This window comes from Longibaculum muris (assembly GCF_004343035.1).
Classification (GTDB): domain Bacteria; phylum Bacillota_I; class Bacilli_A; order Erysipelotrichales; family Coprobacillaceae; genus Longibaculum; species Longibaculum muris.
The window spans coordinates 20,678-41,995 of the sequence record NZ_SMCQ01000016.1 but is presented as its reverse complement, the minus strand read 5'-3'; the positions used below and the strand labels follow the sequence as shown (position 1 = coordinate 41,995).

At 30.0% G+C, this 21,318-nt stretch carries 18 protein-coding genes; 4 read left to right on the top strand and 14 right to left on the bottom strand.

Annotation, left to right across the window (positions count from 1 at the left end):
* Positions 1-66 precede the first annotated feature (66 nt).
* Both EDD60_RS10865 and EDD60_RS10860 read right to left on the bottom strand, forming a co-directional pair.
* The gene (locus tag EDD60_RS10865) at positions 67-441 is read right to left on the bottom strand and encodes a hypothetical protein (protein WP_066448054.1); all 375 of its coding nucleotides are present in this window, start codon (positions 439-441) and stop codon (positions 67-69) included.
* A 61-nt stretch (positions 442-502) separates the two neighbouring features.
* A complete protein-coding gene (locus tag EDD60_RS10860) occupies positions 503-1,114 on the bottom strand; it encodes a DedA family protein (protein WP_066448058.1) in 612 nt (203 codons plus the stop codon).
* Positions 1,115-1,405: 291 nt separating this feature from the next.
* Between EDD60_RS10860 and EDD60_RS10855 the strand changes: the two genes are divergently transcribed.
* Positions 1,406-3,979, top strand: a complete 2,574-nt coding sequence (locus EDD60_RS10855; protein WP_066448061.1) for a cation-translocating P-type ATPase — start codon at positions 1,406-1,408, stop codon at positions 3,977-3,979.
* Between the two features lie 25 nt (positions 3,980-4,004).
* Here EDD60_RS10855 and EDD60_RS10850 read toward each other — a convergent pair whose 3' ends face one another.
* The 3 genes from EDD60_RS10850 to EDD60_RS10840 form a co-directional block, all read right to left on the bottom strand.
* Positions 4,005-4,727, bottom strand: coding sequence for a DUF134 domain-containing protein (locus EDD60_RS10850; RefSeq protein WP_066448065.1), 723 nt, complete (start codon positions 4,725-4,727; stop codon positions 4,005-4,007).
* Positions 4,728-4,838: 111 nt separating this feature from the next.
* Positions 4,839-5,252, bottom strand: coding sequence for a GNAT family N-acetyltransferase (locus tag EDD60_RS10845; protein WP_066448069.1), 414 nt, complete (start codon positions 5,250-5,252; stop codon positions 4,839-4,841).
* Positions 5,233-6,498, bottom strand: a complete 1,266-nt coding sequence (locus EDD60_RS10840; protein ID WP_066448071.1) for an HD domain-containing protein — start codon at positions 6,496-6,498, stop codon at positions 5,233-5,235. The genes EDD60_RS10845 and EDD60_RS10840 overlap by 20 nt, the downstream gene beginning before the upstream one ends.
* Before the next feature lie 116 nt (positions 6,499-6,614).
* On the opposite strand from EDD60_RS10840, the gene EDD60_RS10835 reads away from it, so the two are divergent.
* Together EDD60_RS10835 and EDD60_RS10830 are read left to right on the top strand one after the other, a co-directional pair.
* Positions 6,615-7,133 (top strand): ferritin, encoded by a 519-nt coding sequence (locus EDD60_RS10835; protein WP_132226406.1) that lies wholly within the window; start codon positions 6,615-6,617, stop codon positions 7,131-7,133.
* Between the two features lie 65 nt (positions 7,134-7,198).
* On the top strand, positions 7,199-8,011 hold the full coding sequence (locus EDD60_RS10830) for a purine-nucleoside phosphorylase (protein ID WP_066448075.1): 813 nt from the start codon (positions 7,199-7,201) through the stop codon (positions 8,009-8,011).
* 141 nt (positions 8,012-8,152) lie between these two features.
* On the opposite strand, the gene EDD60_RS10825 is transcribed toward EDD60_RS10830, so the two are convergent.
* From EDD60_RS10825 to EDD60_RS10790, 8 genes are all read right to left on the bottom strand, one after another.
* Positions 8,153-8,950 (bottom strand): ABC transporter permease subunit, encoded by a 798-nt coding sequence (locus EDD60_RS10825; RefSeq protein WP_066448079.1) that lies wholly within the window; start codon positions 8,948-8,950, stop codon positions 8,153-8,155.
* Positions 8,950-9,831: an ABC transporter ATP-binding protein gene (locus tag EDD60_RS10820; RefSeq protein WP_066448081.1), complete on the bottom strand. Its 882-nt coding sequence runs from the start codon at positions 9,829-9,831 to the stop codon at positions 8,950-8,952. The genes EDD60_RS10825 and EDD60_RS10820 overlap by 1 nt, the downstream gene beginning before the upstream one ends.
* Positions 9,828-10,448 carry a TetR/AcrR family transcriptional regulator gene (locus tag EDD60_RS10815; RefSeq protein WP_066448083.1) on the bottom strand — a complete coding sequence of 207 codons (621 nt, stop codon included), beginning with the start codon at positions 10,446-10,448 and terminating at the stop codon, positions 9,828-9,830. Before EDD60_RS10815 ends, EDD60_RS10820 begins: the two co-directional genes overlap by 4 nt.
* 106 nt (positions 10,449-10,554) lie before the next feature.
* Positions 10,555-10,962 carry a hypothetical protein gene (locus EDD60_RS10810; RefSeq protein ID WP_243646666.1) on the bottom strand — a complete coding sequence of 136 codons (408 nt, stop codon included), beginning with the start codon at positions 10,960-10,962 and terminating at the stop codon, positions 10,555-10,557.
* A 30-nt stretch (positions 10,963-10,992) separates the two neighbouring features.
* Positions 10,993-12,102, bottom strand: a complete 1,110-nt coding sequence (locus EDD60_RS10805; protein ID WP_066448087.1) for a metallophosphoesterase — start codon at positions 12,100-12,102, stop codon at positions 10,993-10,995.
* A gap of 362 nt (positions 12,103-12,464) precedes the next feature.
* A complete protein-coding gene (locus EDD60_RS10800; protein WP_066448090.1) occupies positions 12,465-13,028 on the bottom strand; it encodes a sugar O-acetyltransferase in 564 nt (187 codons plus the stop codon).
* Between the two features lie 371 nt (positions 13,029-13,399).
* A complete protein-coding gene (locus EDD60_RS10795; RefSeq protein ID WP_066448091.1) occupies positions 13,400-17,614 on the bottom strand; it encodes a fibronectin type III domain-containing protein in 4,215 nt (1,404 codons plus the stop codon).
* 206 nt (positions 17,615-17,820) lie between these two features.
* Positions 17,821-18,585 (bottom strand): MurR/RpiR family transcriptional regulator, encoded by a 765-nt coding sequence (locus tag EDD60_RS10790; protein WP_243646665.1) that lies wholly within the window; start codon positions 18,583-18,585, stop codon positions 17,821-17,823.
* Between the two features lie 208 nt (positions 18,586-18,793).
* Between EDD60_RS10790 and EDD60_RS10785 the strand changes: the two genes are divergently transcribed.
* Entirely contained in the window at positions 18,794-19,579 is a 786-nt protein-coding gene (locus EDD60_RS10785; protein ID WP_066448096.1) for a MurR/RpiR family transcriptional regulator, read from the top strand.
* Between the two features lie 51 nt (positions 19,580-19,630).
* Here the strand turns inward: EDD60_RS10785 and EDD60_RS10780 are convergent, their stop codons facing one another.
* A complete protein-coding gene (locus EDD60_RS10780) occupies positions 19,631-21,064 on the bottom strand; it encodes a PTS sugar transporter subunit IIC (RefSeq protein WP_132226405.1) in 1,434 nt (477 codons plus the stop codon).
* Positions 21,065-21,318: the final 254 nt, after the last annotated feature.

The window sequence follows — 21,318 nt, the reverse complement described above, 5'->3', positions numbered from 1 at the left end:
TTCAACATTTCAAGAAGCCCTCAATAATCTTTCAATCAAAAAAAGAGAAAGATATCTTTCCCTTCACTACTCGCTTAACACTTCTTCTTTAACAGCTTCTTCATCTTCAGTGCTTTTTTCTTCATCTTGATTAACTTTTTCAATCAATTCCTCTGCTTCTAAACTTTCTTGTTTTTGAACATTCTTTTGTTTTAATAATTGAATAATATATCCACAACCAAAAACCAAAACACTCAATCCTAAAAATACAGCAGTATTATTGACATAATATAAAATCACTTCTAACCAACTATCTGTCAATGTCACTTGTCCTGAATCTAATAATTGCATGATATAAGTTGAAACATTATAAATTGTTAATAAAAAACTTACAAATAATAATCCTGCTACAATATAAAATGCAATACTCATTTTTGAGATTTTCTTTTCCTTTAATTTCATGAACTTTCCTCCTTACATGATGTTTTCTATTCTACAAGTAAAATGTGTGAAAATTATGTGATTACGATTTATCTTTACGTGAAACTTTTTTAAATATCCAATAAAGTATTAAAGCAACTAAAATAACCTTCCAAATCATATCATATTTATTCATATACATCGAAATCAAAGACCAATTTGCCCCTAAATAAGTTCCTAATAAAACAAGAATCGTATCCCAAAGCAATGTTCCAAAAAGCGTATAAAGGGAAAATGTAATGACCGGCATTTGTGCCATCCCTGCCGGAATAGAGATTAAACTTCGTATCATTGGAACAAGTCTACCAAAAAATACTGCTTTTTTCCCATGTTTAACAAACCAACCTTGTGTTTTATAAATATCTTCACTTTTAAAATGCAACCATTTAATCCAAGGACTTTCTAAAAGATGAGTTAACCTTTGAGGAGTTAATAATCTCCCAATTAAATATAATAAAAATCCACCAATAAATGAACCTAAGCTTCCTACAATGATCACTCCAAAAATACTCAAATAAGTCATCGAAGTCATAAATCCAGCAAAAGTAAGAATAACTTCTGAAGGAATGGGTGGAAAGACATTTTCGATAATCATCAATAGAAACAAACTGATATAACCATATTCTTCCATCAGCATCATAATCCAATCTTGCATTAAAAATTCTCCTTTCGTTTTACAGCATTCGCGTTTTAGCTATGTTAAAATGAGCATACTTATTATTATATAAACAAAAAAAAGATAAATATTCGCTATTTACATATTTTTACGAGTATGTTAATATAAGGCTAATGAGGGAGTAGTCTCACAATATGTGTGATGTCATCAACAATCGCGGATAGAAAACTATTCTGGTGCATCTTAAAGACAAGACTCGTTAAAGATAATGGAATCTTTAGCGAGCTTGTCTTTTTTGTTTGCTGAGGTTCTAAATGAAGGAGGATATATATGTATTATCAAAAAAACATTGAACAGACATTAAAAGAATGTCAAACATCTAAACAAGGATTATCACCAGAGGAAGTTGATAAACGTCATTTACAATTTGGTAAAAATGAATTAGATGAAAAGAAAAAAGATAGTCCGTTAATGATTTTTCTTAAACAATTTAAAGATTTATTAGTTATTATTTTAATTATTGCAGCAATTGTTTCAGGAATTAGTGGACAATTAGAAAGCGCCTTAGTTATTGTTGTTGTGATTTTTGTTAATGCTGTCTTAGGAACAGTTCAAACATTAAAAGCTGAAAAGTCACTAGAAAGTTTAAAAAAGCTTTCTATTCCTCAAGTTAAAGTCATTCGTCAAGGTCAATTACAAGAAATTGATTCAACTGATTTAACAATTGGTGATATTGTTCAAATTGAAGCTGGTGATATTGTCAGTGGAGATGGTCGTATTATTGAATCATCTTCATTACAAATTAACGAGAGTGCTTTGACTGGTGAAGTTGAAAGTGTGGATAAAATAACGGATACCATTCATCAGGATGTCGTTGTAGGTGATCAAAAGAATATGGCTTTTTCTGGAAGTTTAGTAACAAATGGAACAGGACGTTATGTCGTCACAAGCATTGGTATGCAAACCGAAATTGGAAAAATTGCCTCTATGTTAAATGAAGCGAAAGAAAGAAAAACACCTTTACAAAAGAGTTTAGATGAATTTAGTGGGAAGTTATCTATTGCGATTATGTTCATTTGTGCAATTGTTTTAGCCTTAAATCTTTTCTTAGCTAAACAGTCTTTACTTGATTCATTGATGATAGCAGTAGCTTTAGCCGTGGCAGCAATTCCTGAAGCATTAAGTTCTATTGTCACAATTGTTTTATCAATGAGCACTCAAAAGATGGTTAAAGAAAATGCGATTATAAAGAATTTAAATTCAGTGGAAAGTTTAGGTTGTGTTTCTGTGATTTGTAGTGATAAAACCGGAACCTTAACTCAAAACAAAATGACACCTCAAACAATTTATGTTTATAATCAATTATTAGAAATCAAAGATTTAGATAGTCATAATCATGATCATAATGTTTTATTAAAAGCTTGCTTACTTTGTAACAACTCTGTTATTAATGGAGAACAAAGAATTGGTGATCCTACTGAACTTGCTTTAATTGACTTAGTGAATGCCCATACCCAAAATGATACAAGCTTTAAAAATACAGCAATTCGTAAAAGTGAACTTCCGTTTGATTCAGATCGTAAATTAATGAGTATTTCTTCATTGAATCATATTTATACAAAAGGAGCTCCTGATGTTATTTTACAAAGATGTTCAACTATTTTAATTAATGGACATAAAGAAATTCTTTCAAAAAGACATATGGATGCAATAGTTGCTAAAAATCAAGAATATGCTAATGAAGGTTTACGTGTATTAGGTTTTGCTTATAAAGATTATAAGGGAACTCAAGTAACTTTAGATGATGAACATGATTTAACATTTATTGGTTTAATTTCATTAATGGATCCACCTCGCGAAGAAAGTGGTGATGCTGTAGCAAAATGTAAAATGGCGGGTATTAAACCTATTATGATTACGGGTGATCATGTTGTTACAGCAAGAAGTATTGCGAAAAAAATTGGTATTTATGAAGATGGTGATTTATCAATTGAAGGTCAACAATTAGAAAAAATGAGTGAAACTGAGTTAGATGAAAAATTAACACGTATTAGTGTTTATGCGAGGGTTGCTCCTGAACATAAGATCCGTATTGTTAAAGCATGGCAAAAACGTGGCGATATTGTTGCGATGACAGGTGATGGTGTCAATGATGCCCCAGCTTTAAAACAAAGTGATATTGGTGTGGCAATGGGAATTACAGGAACTGAAGTTTCTAAAGATGCTGCCAGTATGATTCTAACGGATGATAACTTCTCAACGATTGTTAAAGCTGTTATTACTGGTCGTAATGTTTATCGTAATATCAAAAACTCAATTAATTACTTATTGTCTGGTAACTTCGCAGGAATTATCTGTGTATTTATTGCATCACTATTATTACTACCAACACCATTCTTCCCTGTTCATTTATTGTTTATGAATTTGATTACTGATTCTTTACCTGCAATTGCAATAGGAATGGAAGCAAGTCGTAATGATGTTTTAAAAGAAAAACCTAGAAATTCTAATGATTCTATTTTAAATAAACAAACTTTAAGTCAAATTAGCTATGAAGGTATTATTATTGCCTTATGTACAATGTGTGCCTATTTAATGGGATTAAAAGGTGATCCTCTAACTGCTTCAACAATGGCTTTTGCAACAATCTGTTTAGCACGTTTATTACATGGCTTCAATTGTCGTAGTGATCAACCATTAACAAAAATCGGTTTATTCTCAAATCGTGCAAGTATTGGTGCATTTATTATTGGATTTACTTTATTACACATTATTTTATTTGTTCCATTCATGCATAGTTTATTTATGATTCATACAATCTCTTTTACTCAATTATTATGTATTTATAGTTTTGCTTTATTACCAACTATTATTATTCAAGCTAGAAAAATGCTAACAAAGTAAAAATGAGAGGAAATCCTCTCATTTTTTAATGCCCTGAACAATGATGTTTATCTTCTCCACAATGATGTTCTCCACAACTATGATCATGACCATGTTCATGATGACTGCATTGCACATTTTCATTATATTCTAATTGATCATTTAATAACGCTTCAACAACATCATCAGCTTCTCCTGATACACCACCATATAACTTAATATTCATTGATGCTAAAGCATTTTTAGCTCCTTGACCAATTCCTCCACAAATCAAAACATCTACATTTAAATTTGTTAAAAAACCAGCTAATGCTCCATGACCACTTCCCATAGTATCAACAACTTCACTTTTTACAACTTTTTGATTATCAACATCATAGATTTTAAATTGTTGAGTATGTCCAAAATGTTGAAAAACCTTTCCATCTTCATAAGTCACTGCAATTCTCATAATTTGTTCTCCTTTTCTTTTCATTAAATCTTCATATAATCGATAATGTCCTCCTGTAATATGAAGGCATTTTCCATTGACAAGACTATCTGCAATCTTATAACGTGCTTGTTCATAAATCTCAGTAACAGTTGTTCGAGAAATATCCATTTGTTTCGCACATTGCTCATGGGTCTTTTTTTCAAAATCAATGAGACGAATAACTTCAAATTCATCAACATTGAGTATCAATTCTTCATTATCCTTCATGCCATAAGGTCCATATTGATTAAATACAGGTTCAAAACAAACTCTACGACAACGCTTTGGTCTTGCCATCTCTTGTCCTCCTTATTACCGACATATGTCGGATATATTTTATAATACTTCTCTTTCAAAGTCAATATTTCTTTTCGCAAAAAAAGCAATCGGAATAATTTGATTGCTTTTTTATGCTATTTCTTTTTTCATTTGTACATGTGGACAATGTTCATCAAGATATTCATCACCATAAGCTATATAGCCATTTTTACGATAAAAATCACTAGCACGTAATTGTGCTGATAAAACAACCTCATGATAACCAAGCTCTTTCGCTTTTAATTCCAATGTTTGCAAGATAAAGCTACCAATATGTAAATGTCTTGCTTCTTTTAAAACAGCTATTCTTCCTAATGTCATCTGACCATGATCATCAAACATTCTTGCACATCCAACTGCCTTATCATCCTTAAAAACAACAAGATGTAAACATGCTGAATCTCTTTTGTCAAATTCATTTTCAAAGCCTTGTTCCTCAACAAAAACCTTTTCTCTAATCAGCTTAGCTTGAGCTGGTAAATTTTCATAAAACTGATACTTCATCTTTAATCTCCTTTGGGAAAAATACTTTTTGATCTGACTTAAATTTCTTTGAATTTAAAATAGCTGAAACAATCTCTGATTTACTAGGTAATGGTGAAAGTTGACCTTCGCGATCTAAGATTTCAATTTCACTTAATTCTCCACTTTCCCCATAATGTAAATAAGGAACTTGTTTTTGATTATCACTCATAATATAGTAATGTGAATCATAACCCAATGAATCAGCTAATGCCTTTATTTTAGCTAATTTAGTCATATCTTTCAATTCTTTATATTTAAATAAATGACGATTTAAAAAGCGTGCTGATAAATCACTTAATATAAAGTCATCTTCATTCATAAATTCACTAAAATAATATAAAACAACAGCCTCATCTAATTTTGTAAAAGCCTCAACTGTAATATTATTTTCTAAAAAAGGAATTAAAAAATGTAAATTTGTCTTAAATTCAAATTTCTGTGCATACAAATCCTTTACACGCGCAAAAATACTTTGTAATAAATGTTCATAGCTTCTTGCTGTAGGATGATAATAAACCTGCCAATACATATGATATCTTGCTAAAATATAGTTCTCAATCGCTTGTACACCAGATTCTTTATAAACGATTTTTCCATCACATATACGCATTGTTCTTAAAATTCTTGACATATCAAACTTCCCATAAGTTGTTCCTGTCATATATGAATCGCGTAATAAATAATCCATACGATCGGCATCTAATTGACTTGAAACCATTTGGATGAGAATTTGATTAGGATGAGTATGTTGAATAATAGAAGCAACATCTTGAGGCAAACTTTCATCAACCGATGCTAAAATATCATGAACTTCACTTTCTTCTAAAATAATTCTCACTGTCATATCTTCATGATTTCCTTGAAAAACACCTTCAAAAGAATGAGAAAAAGGCCCATGACCAATATCATGTAATAAACCAGCACACATCACACATAATTTATCATAATCACTTAGCACATCATCTAAACATTCTGTTTCTAACATTCTTCTTACAACTTGATAAACACCTAAAGAATGAACAAAACGTGAATGTTCAGCACTTTGAAAAACTTGATAAGTTCCACCTAATTGTTTAACTCTCCTTAATCTTTGAACCTCTTGAGAATTAATTAAACGCCAAATAATCAAATGATCAACATGAATATAATCATGAATAGCATCTCTAAAAACTCTTTTTTCATTGAGTTCATTATCCTTTAATGAGAAAGATTCTTTAAAGCCCATAAATATCACCTCTTTCTTCTATTTTACCAAACTTATAAGGAAGAAGTCTATCGAAACAGCATTATCATTGTTATAATTTTTTAGAAGGTGTACAATATAGAAAAGGAGGATTTGATATGTTAGATAGTAAAGTTGCTGATTTGTTAAATGATCAAATCAATAAAGAAATGTATTCTGCTTATTTGTATTTAGATTTTGCGAATTTTTATGCTCATAAAGGTTTAAATGGTTATGCCAATTGGTATAATGTTCAGGCAAAAGAAGAAATGGATCATGCTATAGGTATTTTACAATACTTACAAGATAATGATTTTGAGGTGACTTTGTCAGCCATTGATAAGCCAGATAAAGTTTTAGATAAGCTTGATGATCCTTTAAGATTTGGATTAGAACATGAAAGATATGTAACAAGTCTTATTCATAATATTTATGATGCTGCTCACCAAGTTAAAGATTATCGTACAATGAAATTCTTGGATTGGTATGTCAGTGAACAAGGTGAAGAAGAAAAGAATGCGACTGATTTATTAACTCAATTTGAGTTGTTTGGACACGATCCTAAATCCTTATATTCATTAAATAATGAATTACTTTCAAGAACATATACACAAGCTTCTATTTTAATGACAGAATAAGACCGAAAGGTCTTTTCTTTTATATAAATATTTTGTTATAATATAGCCTAGGAGGTTTTGTATATATGTATAAACAAATTAATGAAGCATACAAGTATATTTTTGAACAATACAGTCACCCTATTGATATTGCAATTATTTTAGGATCTGGACTTGGACCTTTGGCTGATGAAATTGAAAATCCAGTTATTATTGATTATCAAGATATCCCTTTCTTTCCAAAATCTACAATTCCTGGTCATGAAGGAAAGCTTTATATTGGGAAAATTGCTGGAAAAACAGTTTGTGCCATGAAAGGACGTTTCCATTATTACGAAGGACATGATATGGATATTGTCACTTTACCAGTTCGTGTATTTGCCAAACTTGGAATTAAATATTTATTTGTTACTAATGCTTGTGGTGGTATTAGAGATGATTTAAATCCTGGTCAAATTACACTTATTTCTGACCATATTGGGTTTATGGCACCTAGTCCTTTACGTGGTCCTAATCTTGATGAATTTGGTCCTCGTTTCAAGGATATGACTGAAGTTTATTCAAAAGAATTACAAGCGATTGCTAAAACTGCTGCTCAAAAAACAAATGTTCAGCTTAAAGAAGGTGTTTATTGCTTCTTTAAAGGACCTATGTTTGAAACCCCAGCTGAAATTAGAGCATTAAAAGCAATTGGTGCAGACATGGTAGGAATGTCAACTGTTCCTGAAGCTATTGTTGCAAGACATTCTGGGATGACAACTTTAGGAATTTCTTTAGTCACAAATAAAGCTGCTGGACTTGGAAATAGTGAACTTGATCATAAAGAAGTGATGGAAGCTGCTAATAATGCTGAAGAAAATCTTGTAAAACTTGTTAAACAAATTATTGCTGATATGTAAAACTCCTCATTGGAGTTTTTTCATTTATTTCTATCCTATTTCTTAAATAAGATGTTATTGTGATTTATTTTCAAAAGAAAACCAGAAGCTCCCTTCTGGTTTTTTTGACTAAAAATATCATAGCCTATTTGTTATGCTATTTTACAATGGTAAATCTCTTTTAGAAAAATTCATACATCCAATCACAATACATATCACCGCTAAAGCAAATAATCCAGCCATACAAAGCAATGATTGCTGATCATAAACCTGTAACCCCTTCGCATCAAACAATGTCAAAGGTGTGAAATATTTTAAAAATTCTATTTTATCACTTACTTGTGATAACATTTGAATAAGAATAGAAATGACTCCTACCCCAGCTCCAATTCCAATAGATAACTTCACTTCATTAAAGCTACATGCTGTTAAATAACAAAAACTAGCAAAAAAGAAATGCACTCCTAATAAACCAACATTTGTCATTAAGAACTTCGCTATATCAATGGATTCATGAAACATCATTGAACTGCACCCTAAAATCAAAACAACTGAATAAACTATCAAACCTATAACCCCACTTAATAAAACACATAATTGAGTTATAAAAATATCACTTCGCTTATGTGGGGTTGCTAGTAAATAAGCCATAGATCCCTTATCAATGTATCTTGCCATTAAACGATGACACATAATCATGATATAAACAAGGGGGATAATAATTAAAATAAAACCATATAAATAATTCGTTAGAAAATCTAATAAAGTTAAACCAGGATCAGTCATACCAAAAGCTGCAAATAATTGGGGCATCGATTCTGCCATCATATTTAAACTTTCTCCAAGTTTTGGATCATACATAGCTACAATAATTGATTCATACAATGTCATAATTGCTATAAAAATTAAAAATATCTTATAATTAGATTTCCATTCTCTTTTAAACAATACCATTGACATTATTGTTCACCCCCATAATAATGTAAAAACAATTCTTCTAAAGACTGTGGTCTTGCATTAAAATCATCAATATCATATTCACTTAAATCTTGTAATAATTGATTTGTATGTCCTTTTAACATTAAATGAATAATTTTTTTATCTCTTTGACTTTGTGGATATTTTTGACTAAAAGCAATTGCTTCACTTTCATCAAAGAAATGAATTTCATAATGTTTTAAACGATTCTTTTTCAAATCATCCATTGTCTTAGTCGCAACAATATGTCCTTCTTTAATCATGACCACTCTATCACAAGTATTTTCAACTTCTTCAAAAATATGTGAGGACATCAATATCGTCTTGCCTGCTTTTTTAGCATTTTGGATTAATTCAACAAACTTATTTTGCATTAATGGATCCAATCCACTAGTTGGTTCATCTAAAATCAAAATCGGCGTATCCTGCATAAACGCAATCACAATACCAATCTTTTGCTTCATTCCCTTAGACATACGTTTCATTTTTCCACGAGCATCTAATTCTAGAAATTTCATCAATTCTTCAGCTTTACTCATATCTTTCATATTTTTCATTTTAGCCATAAAACGAATAAACTCTAAACCACTCATATCTTCCATAAAAGCAATTTCTCCTGGCAGATATCCAACCTTTTCTTGAACCTTCGCTGAATCATTAAAACAATCCATTCCAAGTATTGTCACTTCACCTTGGTCCGGTTTCATAAATCCCATTAATTGACGAATCGTGGTTGTTTTCCCACTTCCATTAGGTCCTAAAAAACCTAAGACTTCCCCTTCATTCATTTCAAAACTCACATCAAAGACACCTCTTTGATTCCCATAATCCTTAGTTATATGACTCACTTTTATAACACTCATTGATATTCCTCCCTATAACATATCTTTTTAAACATGATTTCCCATTTTTTAAAATCTTCCATCATCAATTTTATATCAATAGCTTCATTTGTACGCATTTTATCTAATAGATAACCTTCACTCATCCATACAAGCATCTGATAAATTTCTTTAAACTCTATCCCATCTTTAAAACGACTTTTATCAACATTATGAAAATACTGATCAAATGCTTGATTCATAGTTTTTTGAATTAACTGCTGAACTTCTTCACTAACAGCTTCTTTTTGTGAATAAAAAGCTTCCATTATAAAATGATTGATATATGGATACTCTGTAAGCATTTCTAATTTTTTTCTTGCTCCATAATCAATAATATCAAAAAAATCAGTTAATTGATTCAAATACTCATCTTCAATATAATCATTCAATACCTTTTCACAAAAATGATATAAATACAAATAAAAACTCTTTTTATTTTTAAAATAGTAAAACAATAGCCCTTTTGATATCCCTGCTTTTGTAGCAATATCATCTGTTTTGGCATTCTTATAACCATATTGTCCAAAGTACTCCATTCCAGCATTAATGATACGAAGTTGCTTTTCTTTTGGCAATTCTAAGAACTTGTTTTCCATACCTTTCTCCTTTTTGACTCATTTGGTCAATGGCTATATTTTAATTGTACTTCATTGACTATTTTTTACAACCCCATAATAAAAAAAAGAACAAATTTGTTCTTTTTTATAAAAATTCTTTCAATTCTTCTATGTATTTTTTTGAAATATCTTCAAAATCATCACAATAACTCTTTAATGTCTGATCAATATCTTGTTCTCTATTTAATAAATGCGTCATTGTCATAACTGATTGATTACTTCCTTCAGTTAACATCTTGGCTATTTTTGCATCATCAGTTAATAATGTTTTCATTTCAATCATTGATTCTAACATAAACTTTCGTTTTGTTTTATCCTCAGCATGAGGATAAGTTTGATGAACCTTATTTTTTAAATCACCATAATTCTTTCTTTGATGAATAACAATTTCTCTTAATTTCTCATTTTCTATCTTATCAAGTAAATGATCAATTGCTATCATCCCCATATTTAAACCATTCAACAATTCTTCTATACATGTTTCTTCATTCATTTTCATCACCATATATAGTTTTTACCAAAATCATGATTTCATACATAAATATTTTAATTCTATCCAACCAACTTGATCTTGATAAATCACATATGCATACTTATCATAAATCCCAATAACTTTTACTTTAGCTTGACTAGGTATTGACAACATACAATCAGTATAATCATCTAAACAATAATCTTTTCCATGTTTACGATATAAGAATTCATTTTTTATCCATAAAGTTTGATTTGTTTCTTTTTGATAACAAAGACTAAATTGTGATTCTCTTTTTTGAATTTGAACTTCAAAATAAGGAAAAGATATTTTATGAATATCATGAGCTTCTTGTTGTATTTCTTGATAAACAAGGGAATAAGGTAAAGGTTGAACATATTCTTTTTGATAGGTTATTTGGTTATCTTTACTTTCAATAATAAGGGCATTTAATTGAGATATTGATTTAACTCCTGTTCCACCATCTATTGATATTATTTTTTTCTTTTCATCTATAATAATCTGATTATCAATTGTATGAGTTGAATAATTAGAGGTTGGTAAATGTCCAACAATAACCATTTCATTTAAGACATGTCCTTGGTCAAGAAAATATTGCATCTCTAACAATGAAGATAATGAACTATTCTTATAATCTTTTCTTTTTTCAATACCTGCATGAACAAATAAAAATTGATTTATTTTTAAAGTAACTGGTAAATGAGAAATAAATTTCAATTCTTCACTTAAATATTCAGCAATTTGCTTTTGAACACCAAGCATCGTTTCTTTTCCATCATCTAAATGAAGTTTATGATAAACCTCTCTAATACAACCATTAGCTGAAATACGTTTCAGATATTGAGGAATTTGACTAGCAAGTTCAGGAATTGTCAATAATGCATCTAATGCCCATTCACAATTTCCCATAAGAACATAAGTTCGAGGATTTTGTTTTAACCTTTCTACATAATGAATTGTTTCAATCACTTGATCACCTTTTTCTACAAAGTCACCTAAAATAATCAAATAATCCTCTGGTGTATATTTTACTTTTTGTAGTAATGATTTAAATCGATCTAAATGTCCATGTATATCACTAATAACAATCATACGATAATCGCCTTTAATTGTCTTATTTAAATGATATGGAGTTATCACATTATCACATCCTTAAATATAGTATATATACTATATCATAATTTATAAACCTTTTCCAAATAAGAAAGATAATATCTTATTTAAAAAAGGCTCATAATCAAAATAAAAAAAGACCAAATGTTTAACATTTGGAGTATCAATAAAGTTATTTTTATATCAGTTGTGTCAAAAACATTTTAAGGGAACTCTATTGACAAATCATATTCTAGTGAATTATTGACTTCAAAACAATATCTATTGGTAATAATGAATAATTTAACCAAAATCTCATTGTTCTTTTTTATTTTTTTGACAATTATTGAACAATTTTGGTTAAAAAATATTATTCTATTATTATATAGACTGGACACAAAAATATCTTTTTATTCTTGAATAATTGTTTTTATAACTTTTGCTGGAACTCCTGCAATCATACTATTTTCTGGTATATCATGTGTGACGACTGAACCTGCTGCAATAACACAACCTGAACCAATAGTGACACCAGGCATCACTGAGACATTGGCCCCAAACCAACAATTATCTCCAACAACAATTGGCAATGCTTTTTCTAAGCCCTTATTTCTATTTGAATAATCTATAGGATGCGCAGCTGTATAGAATCCACAGTATGGTCCAATAAAGGCATGATTTCCAATTGTAATATCAGCTCCATCCATGAAATAACATTGCAAATTAATAAATACATCATTTCCTAAATGAATATTTTTCCCATAATCACAATAAAAAGGTGTAACTATTTCTAGATTTTCTGGTAAATAACCAAGTATTTGTTTAATAAGATTATTTTTCTTTTCCATATCTGTTGGTAATGTTTGATTAAGATAAAAACACAAATCAAATGCCTCATATCTTTTCTTTACAATTTCAGGATTATTATTTGCATCATACAACATCCCTAGCTTCATTTTTTCTAATTCAGTCATGTTTTAACTCCTCCTTTAACCATTCTAACCATATATCAAATCATTAATTGCTATAATATAACAAAAAACTTGGAGAACCTGTTATAGCTTGTCAATTAGTATACTATGCATTTTCATCTAATGAATAAAGTGCTTTTTGATAAGTTCAACTTCCAGTATTAACAATGAAAATTATTTTCCATGGTATATTTGAGTAGCTCATGCAGCCAGTTTCTTTCCATTTGATAAAATATCCAATATTATAATACTTGTTTTTTATAATTTCAATAAAATGTTCATTGGATTTAATATATAAGCTGTGATACTTCCATCGATTGCTATCAATCATTAAAAATGAAAACGTGGCGTAATATCACACCACGTTTTTGTTGTTATCTGTGTTCAAATTTTTTAATAGATACATATGCACATGCAGCACATACTCCTAAAATAGCATATGGAAGAATAAATGTTGCATCTTTCGTCTCAACACCTTGTGATTTATCTGGATTTACTCCTGATGGCTCATTTTTATCAGGGTTATTTGGTGTTACTTGACTATTAATATCATCATCTTTATCTTGATTTCCACCATTAGGTTCTTCTTTATCTTGATCTTCTCCATTAGAATTATCTTTTTCTACTAATTTTAACTGATCAATTGCATTTTCAAATTCTTTTAATAAACTTTCAACTTCTAAACTTGTTAGATTTTCATGATCAGCTAATACAACCTTTACTTTTTCAAGAACATCCTTGAATACCTTCCAAGATTCAACAGTATAATCTTCTTCTTTTTTATCTTTATTTTGATTATAAAGTTCTTCTAAATCAGTTAAATCTACAGGAAGTAATTCTAATACCTCTACAGCATCTTGAATAGCTTTTATCGTAGCATCTATTTCAGACTGAATTGCCCAATGTTCTCCACGATCTTCTATTTGTACTCTTGCTAATGCTAAAGCATCTTGTAAAGCTGCCCAAGATTCAGTTGTATAATTTTCTTTATGATAATTTTCTTTAACCTCATCAACTAATTTTAATAATACACTAAAATCAACATCACCAGGTTCATTCATTGGTTGAGGAATATTATCCTTTGTAACAAGACCAATAAATTGTCCTTTTTGACCTTCATCTGGTTTTGCACCAAATGTAGCAGTACCATTTTGATAACTTAATAAGAATTGTCTAGACCAACCTTCTCCTTTTTCTCCTGTATCTTTATCAATACCACTACTTACTCCATTACCAACACCATTTACAATAGAATTAATCTTTTGAAGTGCACTACCATCATTTGCAAATGTTTGGACACATGCATTTTCAATTAATACATCTTTCTTATTTGGAACTTCAATTGCATTGTCTAATTGAATTTGTACTTTAGAAGAATCATAATCTTCACCTGTATTAATAAATACATTATAAATACCTAAACCAACAGCATAATGTTTATTAACTTTATTAGCTACCTTATATGAAGAATATCCATTAACAGTACCTTCATGTGACATCCAAGCTTCTTGACTTATTGGATCATAAGCTGTTTCATTTTGATAGAAATAAGTTGCTCCATTATCCCCATTCCATAAAGTATGATAACTTTGGAAATGTTCATTAAATAATGCATAACAATTCACATTATCACCATTAACAATTAATCCGTGTTGTGATTCATTTCCATACCATTTAACACCTGCACCATGATCAGCGCGCCAAATCCAGAAATGATCACCAATAACATCATCACTATTAATAATTAAAGCATCTTCTGCTTTTGTTAATTCTGAAGTCGTTCCACCAATTCTAAAGAATAAGTCAGAAAGTAAAGTTGGATTAGCTGAATGATTTGTATGCTTTCCTTCATCACCAACTTTTAATAAATATTGAGAAGAAGCCCCAGCATCAAAAACAAATCCAGAAACTATGATACCACTAACATCAGCAATTTTCATTGCTCCTTCACCATTATCAGGAATAATTGAAGCCATTCCTGTACCTAATAAAATTGTGTTTGGATTATTGACTTTAATAACTTCCTCAGCATGATAAACTCCTGGAGTAAAGAAGATGTTCATACCATTTTTCAACTGTTCATTAATTTTAGCCGCACTATCTCCCTCTTTAGCAATATAGAATTCTTCTAATGATAATATTTTACCTTCTCCCATACCGTCATTAGCTTTACCTTCACCCCAACTAATACCTCTACTATTTTCTCTAATAGCTGGGACAAAAATCTTATATTCACCATCATCATCTAAGAATAAGAAAGGTTTTTCTCTAACTTTAGGTGTCTTTTCGACATTTGTTAGTACTTTTTGAGCTTTACCAATTTCACCTTCTCCCCAATTTGAATAACCATTTCCTTTAACTAAAGGACTTGTTGTTGGTAAATTATCTGATTGAACACCCATATTAAAGTTATTCAATGTTGTTCCATCAAGTGTTCCATTAATTATTGAATTTCTTGTAAAATATTGTTGTCCTGATGCAGTATCTGCATTACCTGTAAAATAACAATCAGCTGTATAGCCTCCAGAAGCCCATCCAAAAGACCAATCATATTTCACATTACGAGTAGAATAAACCCTTCTAAGTGGAGCAGCTTGAGCTACTGACCAACTAAAAGCATCAGCTGACCAGTTTGAAGCACCTGGACAAAGTGGTGTTGTTTCTGGAACAGTTGTTGCTTTTCCAGTACCAACTACTGATAAGTTTTCAGCAGAACGCCAGAAGTTACAAGTTGCATTACGCCATGTTGAACCATCATCCCAATAATTTCCGCTGCCTTTTCTTCCATCTAAGTAAGCTGGTACCTCAATATTATTTAATTTAACATCATAAGGTGTTTTTCCTAGTCCACCAATATGTGTATAAAAACCAACTGGTACACAAGATGTATCAACATAGTTTCCAGGTTTATAATAAATTGAATATCTATTTGTATTAAACTGTGCATCTTTTGATAAATCATTTTGTTGAATAAATATTTTTTGTACTAATGCATCAATCTTAGCTGTATCATCATATTCAGCTAAAATAAATACATTTTCACCAAATAATTGAGTTTCTAATGAAACGTATTCATCTGAAATATCAGATTCACCATTTTCATTAATTGCAACAACTTTATAATAATTTTCATATTGATTTTCATTTGCTGTCTTATCAATAAATTCTGTAACATTTTCAACATGTCCAACTTTTTGATAACCATCTTTATCAAAAGCTGAACGTGCACGATAAATATCATAAGCAGTTGCTTTTTCAACCTTATTCCATGTAATTTGAATATCATTATCCTTTTTATGACAATCTAATCCAACAACTTGTGCTGGTAAAGGTCCATTCTTAGTTTGAATCTTTACACTTTCACTTGTTGCAAAAGGTCCATCTGCATTCACTGTACGAACAGTAATTGTATACTCAACACCACGTTGTAATCCAGTTAATCTTAATGATGTATCAGTTGTTTCTTTTGAAGTCACAACATCACTTGAAGATGTCACTGAAGGTGTAGCTACAACTTTATAACCAGTATAGAAAGTATCTTGAACGTCTTTCCAAGAAACAGTGACTTCTGTATCCGTAATTTGGCTGACTTTAACATCTTCAACCTTTTTTGGAGCATCAACAGTACGAATAATAAATTCACCTTGTTTATCATGTTCTTCAGCATTACCTGTTTTAACAATCTTATTATCGCTAACAGTAAAATATTTTCCATCATCTGTTGCTTTAAATGAAATTGTTCCATTACCATTAGGTACAACTCTAATAGATTCCCAACCACCATGTTCAGCACCAGCAATTTGTTTAACTTCAGAAACACTTCCACTTTTCCAGCGAGTATTTGGATATTGCTTAGAATTAAAAGTGACACTTGGCCCATTCCAGTTACCAAAAACTGGAGTCCATCTTAAATCATCAGCAATCTTTCCATCTACTTTTTTACCATCCACTGTTAAAGCAGTATCAACGCCATTGGCCTTGACGTAATTTCCAGTTTCTACATGTTCAATATATAAACTAAAATCAGTAACTGTAGGATTTTCTACAAAACGGAAAACTAGTGCCTCTTTTTCATCAGCAACACGCTTAATTTTATGAGCATCACCAATACTAAAATAATAATTTCTAGACGTATCTCTGATTGTTCCTAATTGTTCACCAATTTTTTTAATAATATATTCACAACAATCTTGACGTTTATCTGAATCAGCAAATAAGAAATCATTTTCACTTTCAGATCTCATTGGATAAACTGCATTCTCTTGTCCAACATAATTCATCTTAACTCTCACTTCATCAGCTTCTAACCCTGATTGATCAGAAACTTTGACAAATTGAAATAATTCAGCATTAGTTATCTTGCTGCCTTCTTCAATAAATTCTCCATTTACAGTTGTATGTGTTTGCCAGCCAATTTCTTTTACATTTAAAGCTAATTGACTTTTTACATCAACTAATGCATAAGTGCTTTCATCCTTAATATCTAATGCTTCATTAGCAGCATAAACAGGAGTTTGAGCAACCATTCCAACCATCATTGTTAATGTCAACAATGATACACTTAACTTTTTAAAAAGTTTCCTTTTCATTTATGTTCTTCCTTTCCTCATATTTGACAACCGCTATTATTTTCGACGCAAAGAAAAGTGGCCAATTCTTCTTTGTATCTAATCACAATATATATTTATGTATGCGGTTACATCTACATATAAAATATCACAAAATATTTTCTATGACTATGAGGAAGAAGTAAAATGTAACGGGTTACATTTTATGTAACAATTTCTATTTTTAATCAAATATTCCTACTTGAAAATTTAAGTGGTAAAGCCTTTTCTTCACTGTTTTGTAGTTCTCTTGTTACCCTTTCTAAGATATATAAAACTGGTACTTGAGTTGAAATATTATATGTTTGAGGTAATATCATATCCTTAACATAATAATAAATACTAAAATCCGCCATTTGATCAATTGTGGTACCAGCTTTATTTGTTATTGCTACAATTTTTATATTCTTAGCTTGATACATTTTTAATTGATCAATAATTTCCCTTGTTTCCCCACTTTCACTTAAGACAATCAATAATAAATTACGTCCATTATCAATTGGTGGAGGATAATAAGGATCTTCAATTCCATGACTAAAATAACCAATGTTAGAAAAATATCTTGCCCCATATTTTCCTAATAAACCACTTGTTCCAATTCCTAAAAAGAAAATAGAATCGGCTTTTTGTACATATTGAACAAATTTTTTAATCTTATTTTGAAATTCTTGACTCTTTGCATATTCAAAGAAATCAAGGATCATATCAATTTCATCATCAGTATGTGGTAATATCATTCCCTCATGAAACAACTTTAATTTTGTTTTAAATTCTACAAACCCCTGACAATTTAATTTCTGACAGAAACGAATCACTGTCGCAGTTGAAACATGTGCTTCATCTGCAATATCCCTCACACTCATCTTTATAACTTCTGGAATATTTTTTATTACATATTGATAGATATGTGTTTCTGTTTCATTAAGACTTGCAATTTGCTTATAAGTAAACAACAATTCACTCACTCCCTTCTTATCATTTTCTAAATAGTAGTCCCTCATCTTTTACCAATATTTCCATTTATTATTATACTAAAAAAGACAATAGATGGACACTTATAAAACAAAAAAATCTTACCTTATAATCATCAAAGTAGATAATTCTATAAAAAAGAATATAATAAATTTGGATTAAAAATATTATCTTGAAAGAAGTGATAAAATGATAATAGAAAAACTATTAGATGAAAAAAATTTAACTGAATCTGAAAAACAAATTGCTCATTATCTCTTAGAAAAATCCCATTATATTAATCAATTAACTTGTGAAGAACTAGGAAAAGTCAGTTTCACCTCGCAATCTTCAGTCAGTCGTTTATGTAAGAAATTAGGATTTATTACTTTTCGTGAATTTTTAACTAGTCTTATGATTGAAAGAAATGAATATTTTAAAACATTAAACTTTACGACCCCTCTTACTTCTCATCTTTATTCATCATATGAAGATACCCAAACTACCATTTCTTCTTTATATTTTGAAACAATGGTTAATACAAATCTTTTATTAGATAAAAATAAAGTCATTAGAATATGTAACCGTATTATGAGTGCTTCTTCTATTCATGTTTATGGAATTGGTTCTTCTAATACAATTGCTCAACAAATGGCCTTTCATTTACAATCTTTAGGTCTTAACTGTTCTTATCAAAATGGATTTAATATTGATTATATTGATAAACTTGATATTAAAAATAATGTTTCTATTCTGATTTCATTGACACCATTTAATAAAAGTATGATAAGAATAGCAGAAATTTTATCAAATCATCATACTTATACAGTTTCAATTACTAGTAAAGATGATAATAGCTTAGTGGACATATGTAGTGATAGTTTGGTATTTTCTACAAACAAGGATCATGAAGTTAATCCTATTGATAAAGTATTTGCGAGTGAATATATTATTGATTTAATATATGCTTTAATTTTATCTAGAAATGTTTCATAGAAAAAAGATTTCTCTTTATAGCTTCATTGTTATATTGAGAAATCTTCTTTTTTATTGTGCTTCATTGGCTTGTTTATTTTGATATCTTTCATAGATTAACAAAAATGGAATATAAATCAATGTTGCAACAACAATAACAATAATCTGTGAAATAGCTCCCATAATACTACCACCTGTTGCTAAGAATCCCATTAAAATTGGTGGCATTGTCCAAGGAACCTCTAGAACAATATATGGACAAAAATGAATATTAATCAATAACCAACCAATAAAAATACAAACAACTGGTGCTAAAATAAATGGAATACCTAGAATTGGATTTAAAACTAGTGGAATACCAAATGTCATTGTCTCATTAATATTAAATAATCCAGGAACAATTGATAAAGTTGCAATAGCACGGTTATCTTCACGTTTAGAGAAAATAAAGATAGCAATAATCAAACTTAAAGTAACTCCTGCTCCACCCCACTCAGCAAACATACTCATCATTGTTACATTCATCGTATAATAACCATGTGCTTTAATTTCAGGTGTTAAAGCAATTGTCTTTCCTTCTGTGAATAATGCAGTATTGGCATATAACATTGGACGGAAGATTGGTTCTTTAATAGCTGCTAACATATTGCTACCATGAATACCAACTAACCAGAATAATGAAATCAATACATACATAAACATAACAGCAATAATATTATCTCCAATAATATTTAACAATGGCTGTTGAATCACTGTCTTAATTAAATCATTGACATATTGACCAGTTATAGTCTGAACAATCCAACCAATAAGACCAACCACAACCAAAGTTAAAAATGTTGGAATCAAAACCTCAAAAGCTCTTGCAACACCAGGTGGAACTTGTTCAGGCATCTTAATTTTTAATGAATCCATCTTACGGAATGCATTATAAATTTCCAATGCCACAATTCCTACAATAAGTGCAGTAAATAAACCAGTGGCTCCTAAATAATCACCACTAAATCCTGTGAAAGTTCCAACCTTACTAAGATCAGTAACACCACTTTTCGTTAAAACATCTCCAATGGAAATAGCATCTCCAGCAGCATTCGTTAAGCTACTTGCTAAACCAGTTACCACATGTGCTGTTGGTGTAACAACACCCCAAGCAATAAAACCAAGTACTGCAGGGAAAGCCCCTGTTTCACCATTAGCTTCACCTATTTCTTGAGCAACTAGCATAACAATTCCTACAGAAATACAAGAAATTGTACAAAATGAAATAGCTGCAAATACAGTATTAATTGGTGCTAAAACCATAATAGGTTTAAAAAGGCCACCTAATCCTTGAGCATTTCCTTGAACAACTGTATCATTAACTAAAACATTTGTCCATAAAACACCAATAGCTCCAGAAATAGTTGCAGGCATAAAGTTTTGGAATGCATTTTTAATGGCACCTAAATATTTATTTTGACCAAACCATGCCCCAATACGACCTAGCCTATCAGCAAAAGTATCCATAAATCTTTCCTCCCTTATAATATTGATATCATCATTATATACCCCCTCATAGAGACATCAATATTCCTTGAAATTGTTGGTTTAGCCATGCAAAAAAGATGTCATTACTGACATCTTTCATGCTAGATATCATTCATAGAATGAATCATATCTTATATCTTCAATAAAATGATAAGGATAAGATGGTAGAATATTAAAATATCATAACTAGAAAATCAAAATAAATTTATATCTTTGTCAAAAATATTTTAAGG

Coding starts and splice junctions, on each gene's coding strand:
- EDD60_RS10865 (WP_066448054.1), bottom strand. CDS start 441: ATGAAATTAAAGGAAAAGAAAATCTCAAAAATGAGTATTGCATTTTAT.
- EDD60_RS10860 (WP_066448058.1), bottom strand. CDS start 1,114: ATGCAAGATTGGATTATGATGCTGATGGAAGAATATGGTTATATCAGT.
- EDD60_RS10855 (WP_066448061.1), top strand. CDS start 1,406: ATGTATTATCAAAAAAACATTGAACAGACATTAAAAGAATGTCAAACA.
- EDD60_RS10850 (WP_066448065.1), bottom strand. CDS start 4,727: ATGGCAAGACCAAAGCGTTGTCGTAGAGTTTGTTTTGAACCTGTATTT.
- EDD60_RS10845 (WP_066448069.1), bottom strand. CDS start 5,252: ATGAAGTATCAGTTTTATGAAAATTTACCAGCTCAAGCTAAGCTGATT.
- EDD60_RS10840 (WP_066448071.1), bottom strand. CDS start 6,498: ATGGGCTTTAAAGAATCTTTCTCATTAAAGGATAATGAACTCAATGAA.
- EDD60_RS10835 (WP_132226406.1), top strand. CDS start 6,615: ATGTTAGATAGTAAAGTTGCTGATTTGTTAAATGATCAAATCAATAAA.
- EDD60_RS10830 (WP_066448075.1), top strand. CDS start 7,199: ATGTATAAACAAATTAATGAAGCATACAAGTATATTTTTGAACAATAC.
- EDD60_RS10825 (WP_066448079.1), bottom strand. CDS start 8,950: ATGTCAATGGTATTGTTTAAAAGAGAATGGAAATCTAATTATAAGATA.
- EDD60_RS10820 (WP_066448081.1), bottom strand. CDS start 9,831: ATGAGTGTTATAAAAGTGAGTCATATAACTAAGGATTATGGGAATCAA.
- EDD60_RS10815 (WP_066448083.1), bottom strand. CDS start 10,448: ATGGAAAACAAGTTCTTAGAATTGCCAAAAGAAAAGCAACTTCGTATC.
- EDD60_RS10810 (WP_243646666.1), bottom strand. CDS start 10,962: ATGAATGAAGAAACATGTATAGAAGAATTGTTGAATGGTTTAAATATG.
- EDD60_RS10800 (WP_066448090.1), bottom strand. CDS start 13,028: ATGACTGAATTAGAAAAAATGAAGCTAGGGATGTTGTATGATGCAAAT.
- EDD60_RS10795 (WP_066448091.1), bottom strand. CDS start 17,614: ATGAAAAGGAAACTTTTTAAAAAGTTAAGTGTATCATTGTTGACATTA.
- EDD60_RS10785 (WP_066448096.1), top strand. CDS start 18,794: ATGATAATAGAAAAACTATTAGATGAAAAAAATTTAACTGAATCTGAA.
- EDD60_RS10780 (WP_132226405.1), bottom strand. CDS start 21,064: ATGGATACTTTTGCTGATAGGCTAGGTCGTATTGGGGCATGGTTTGGT.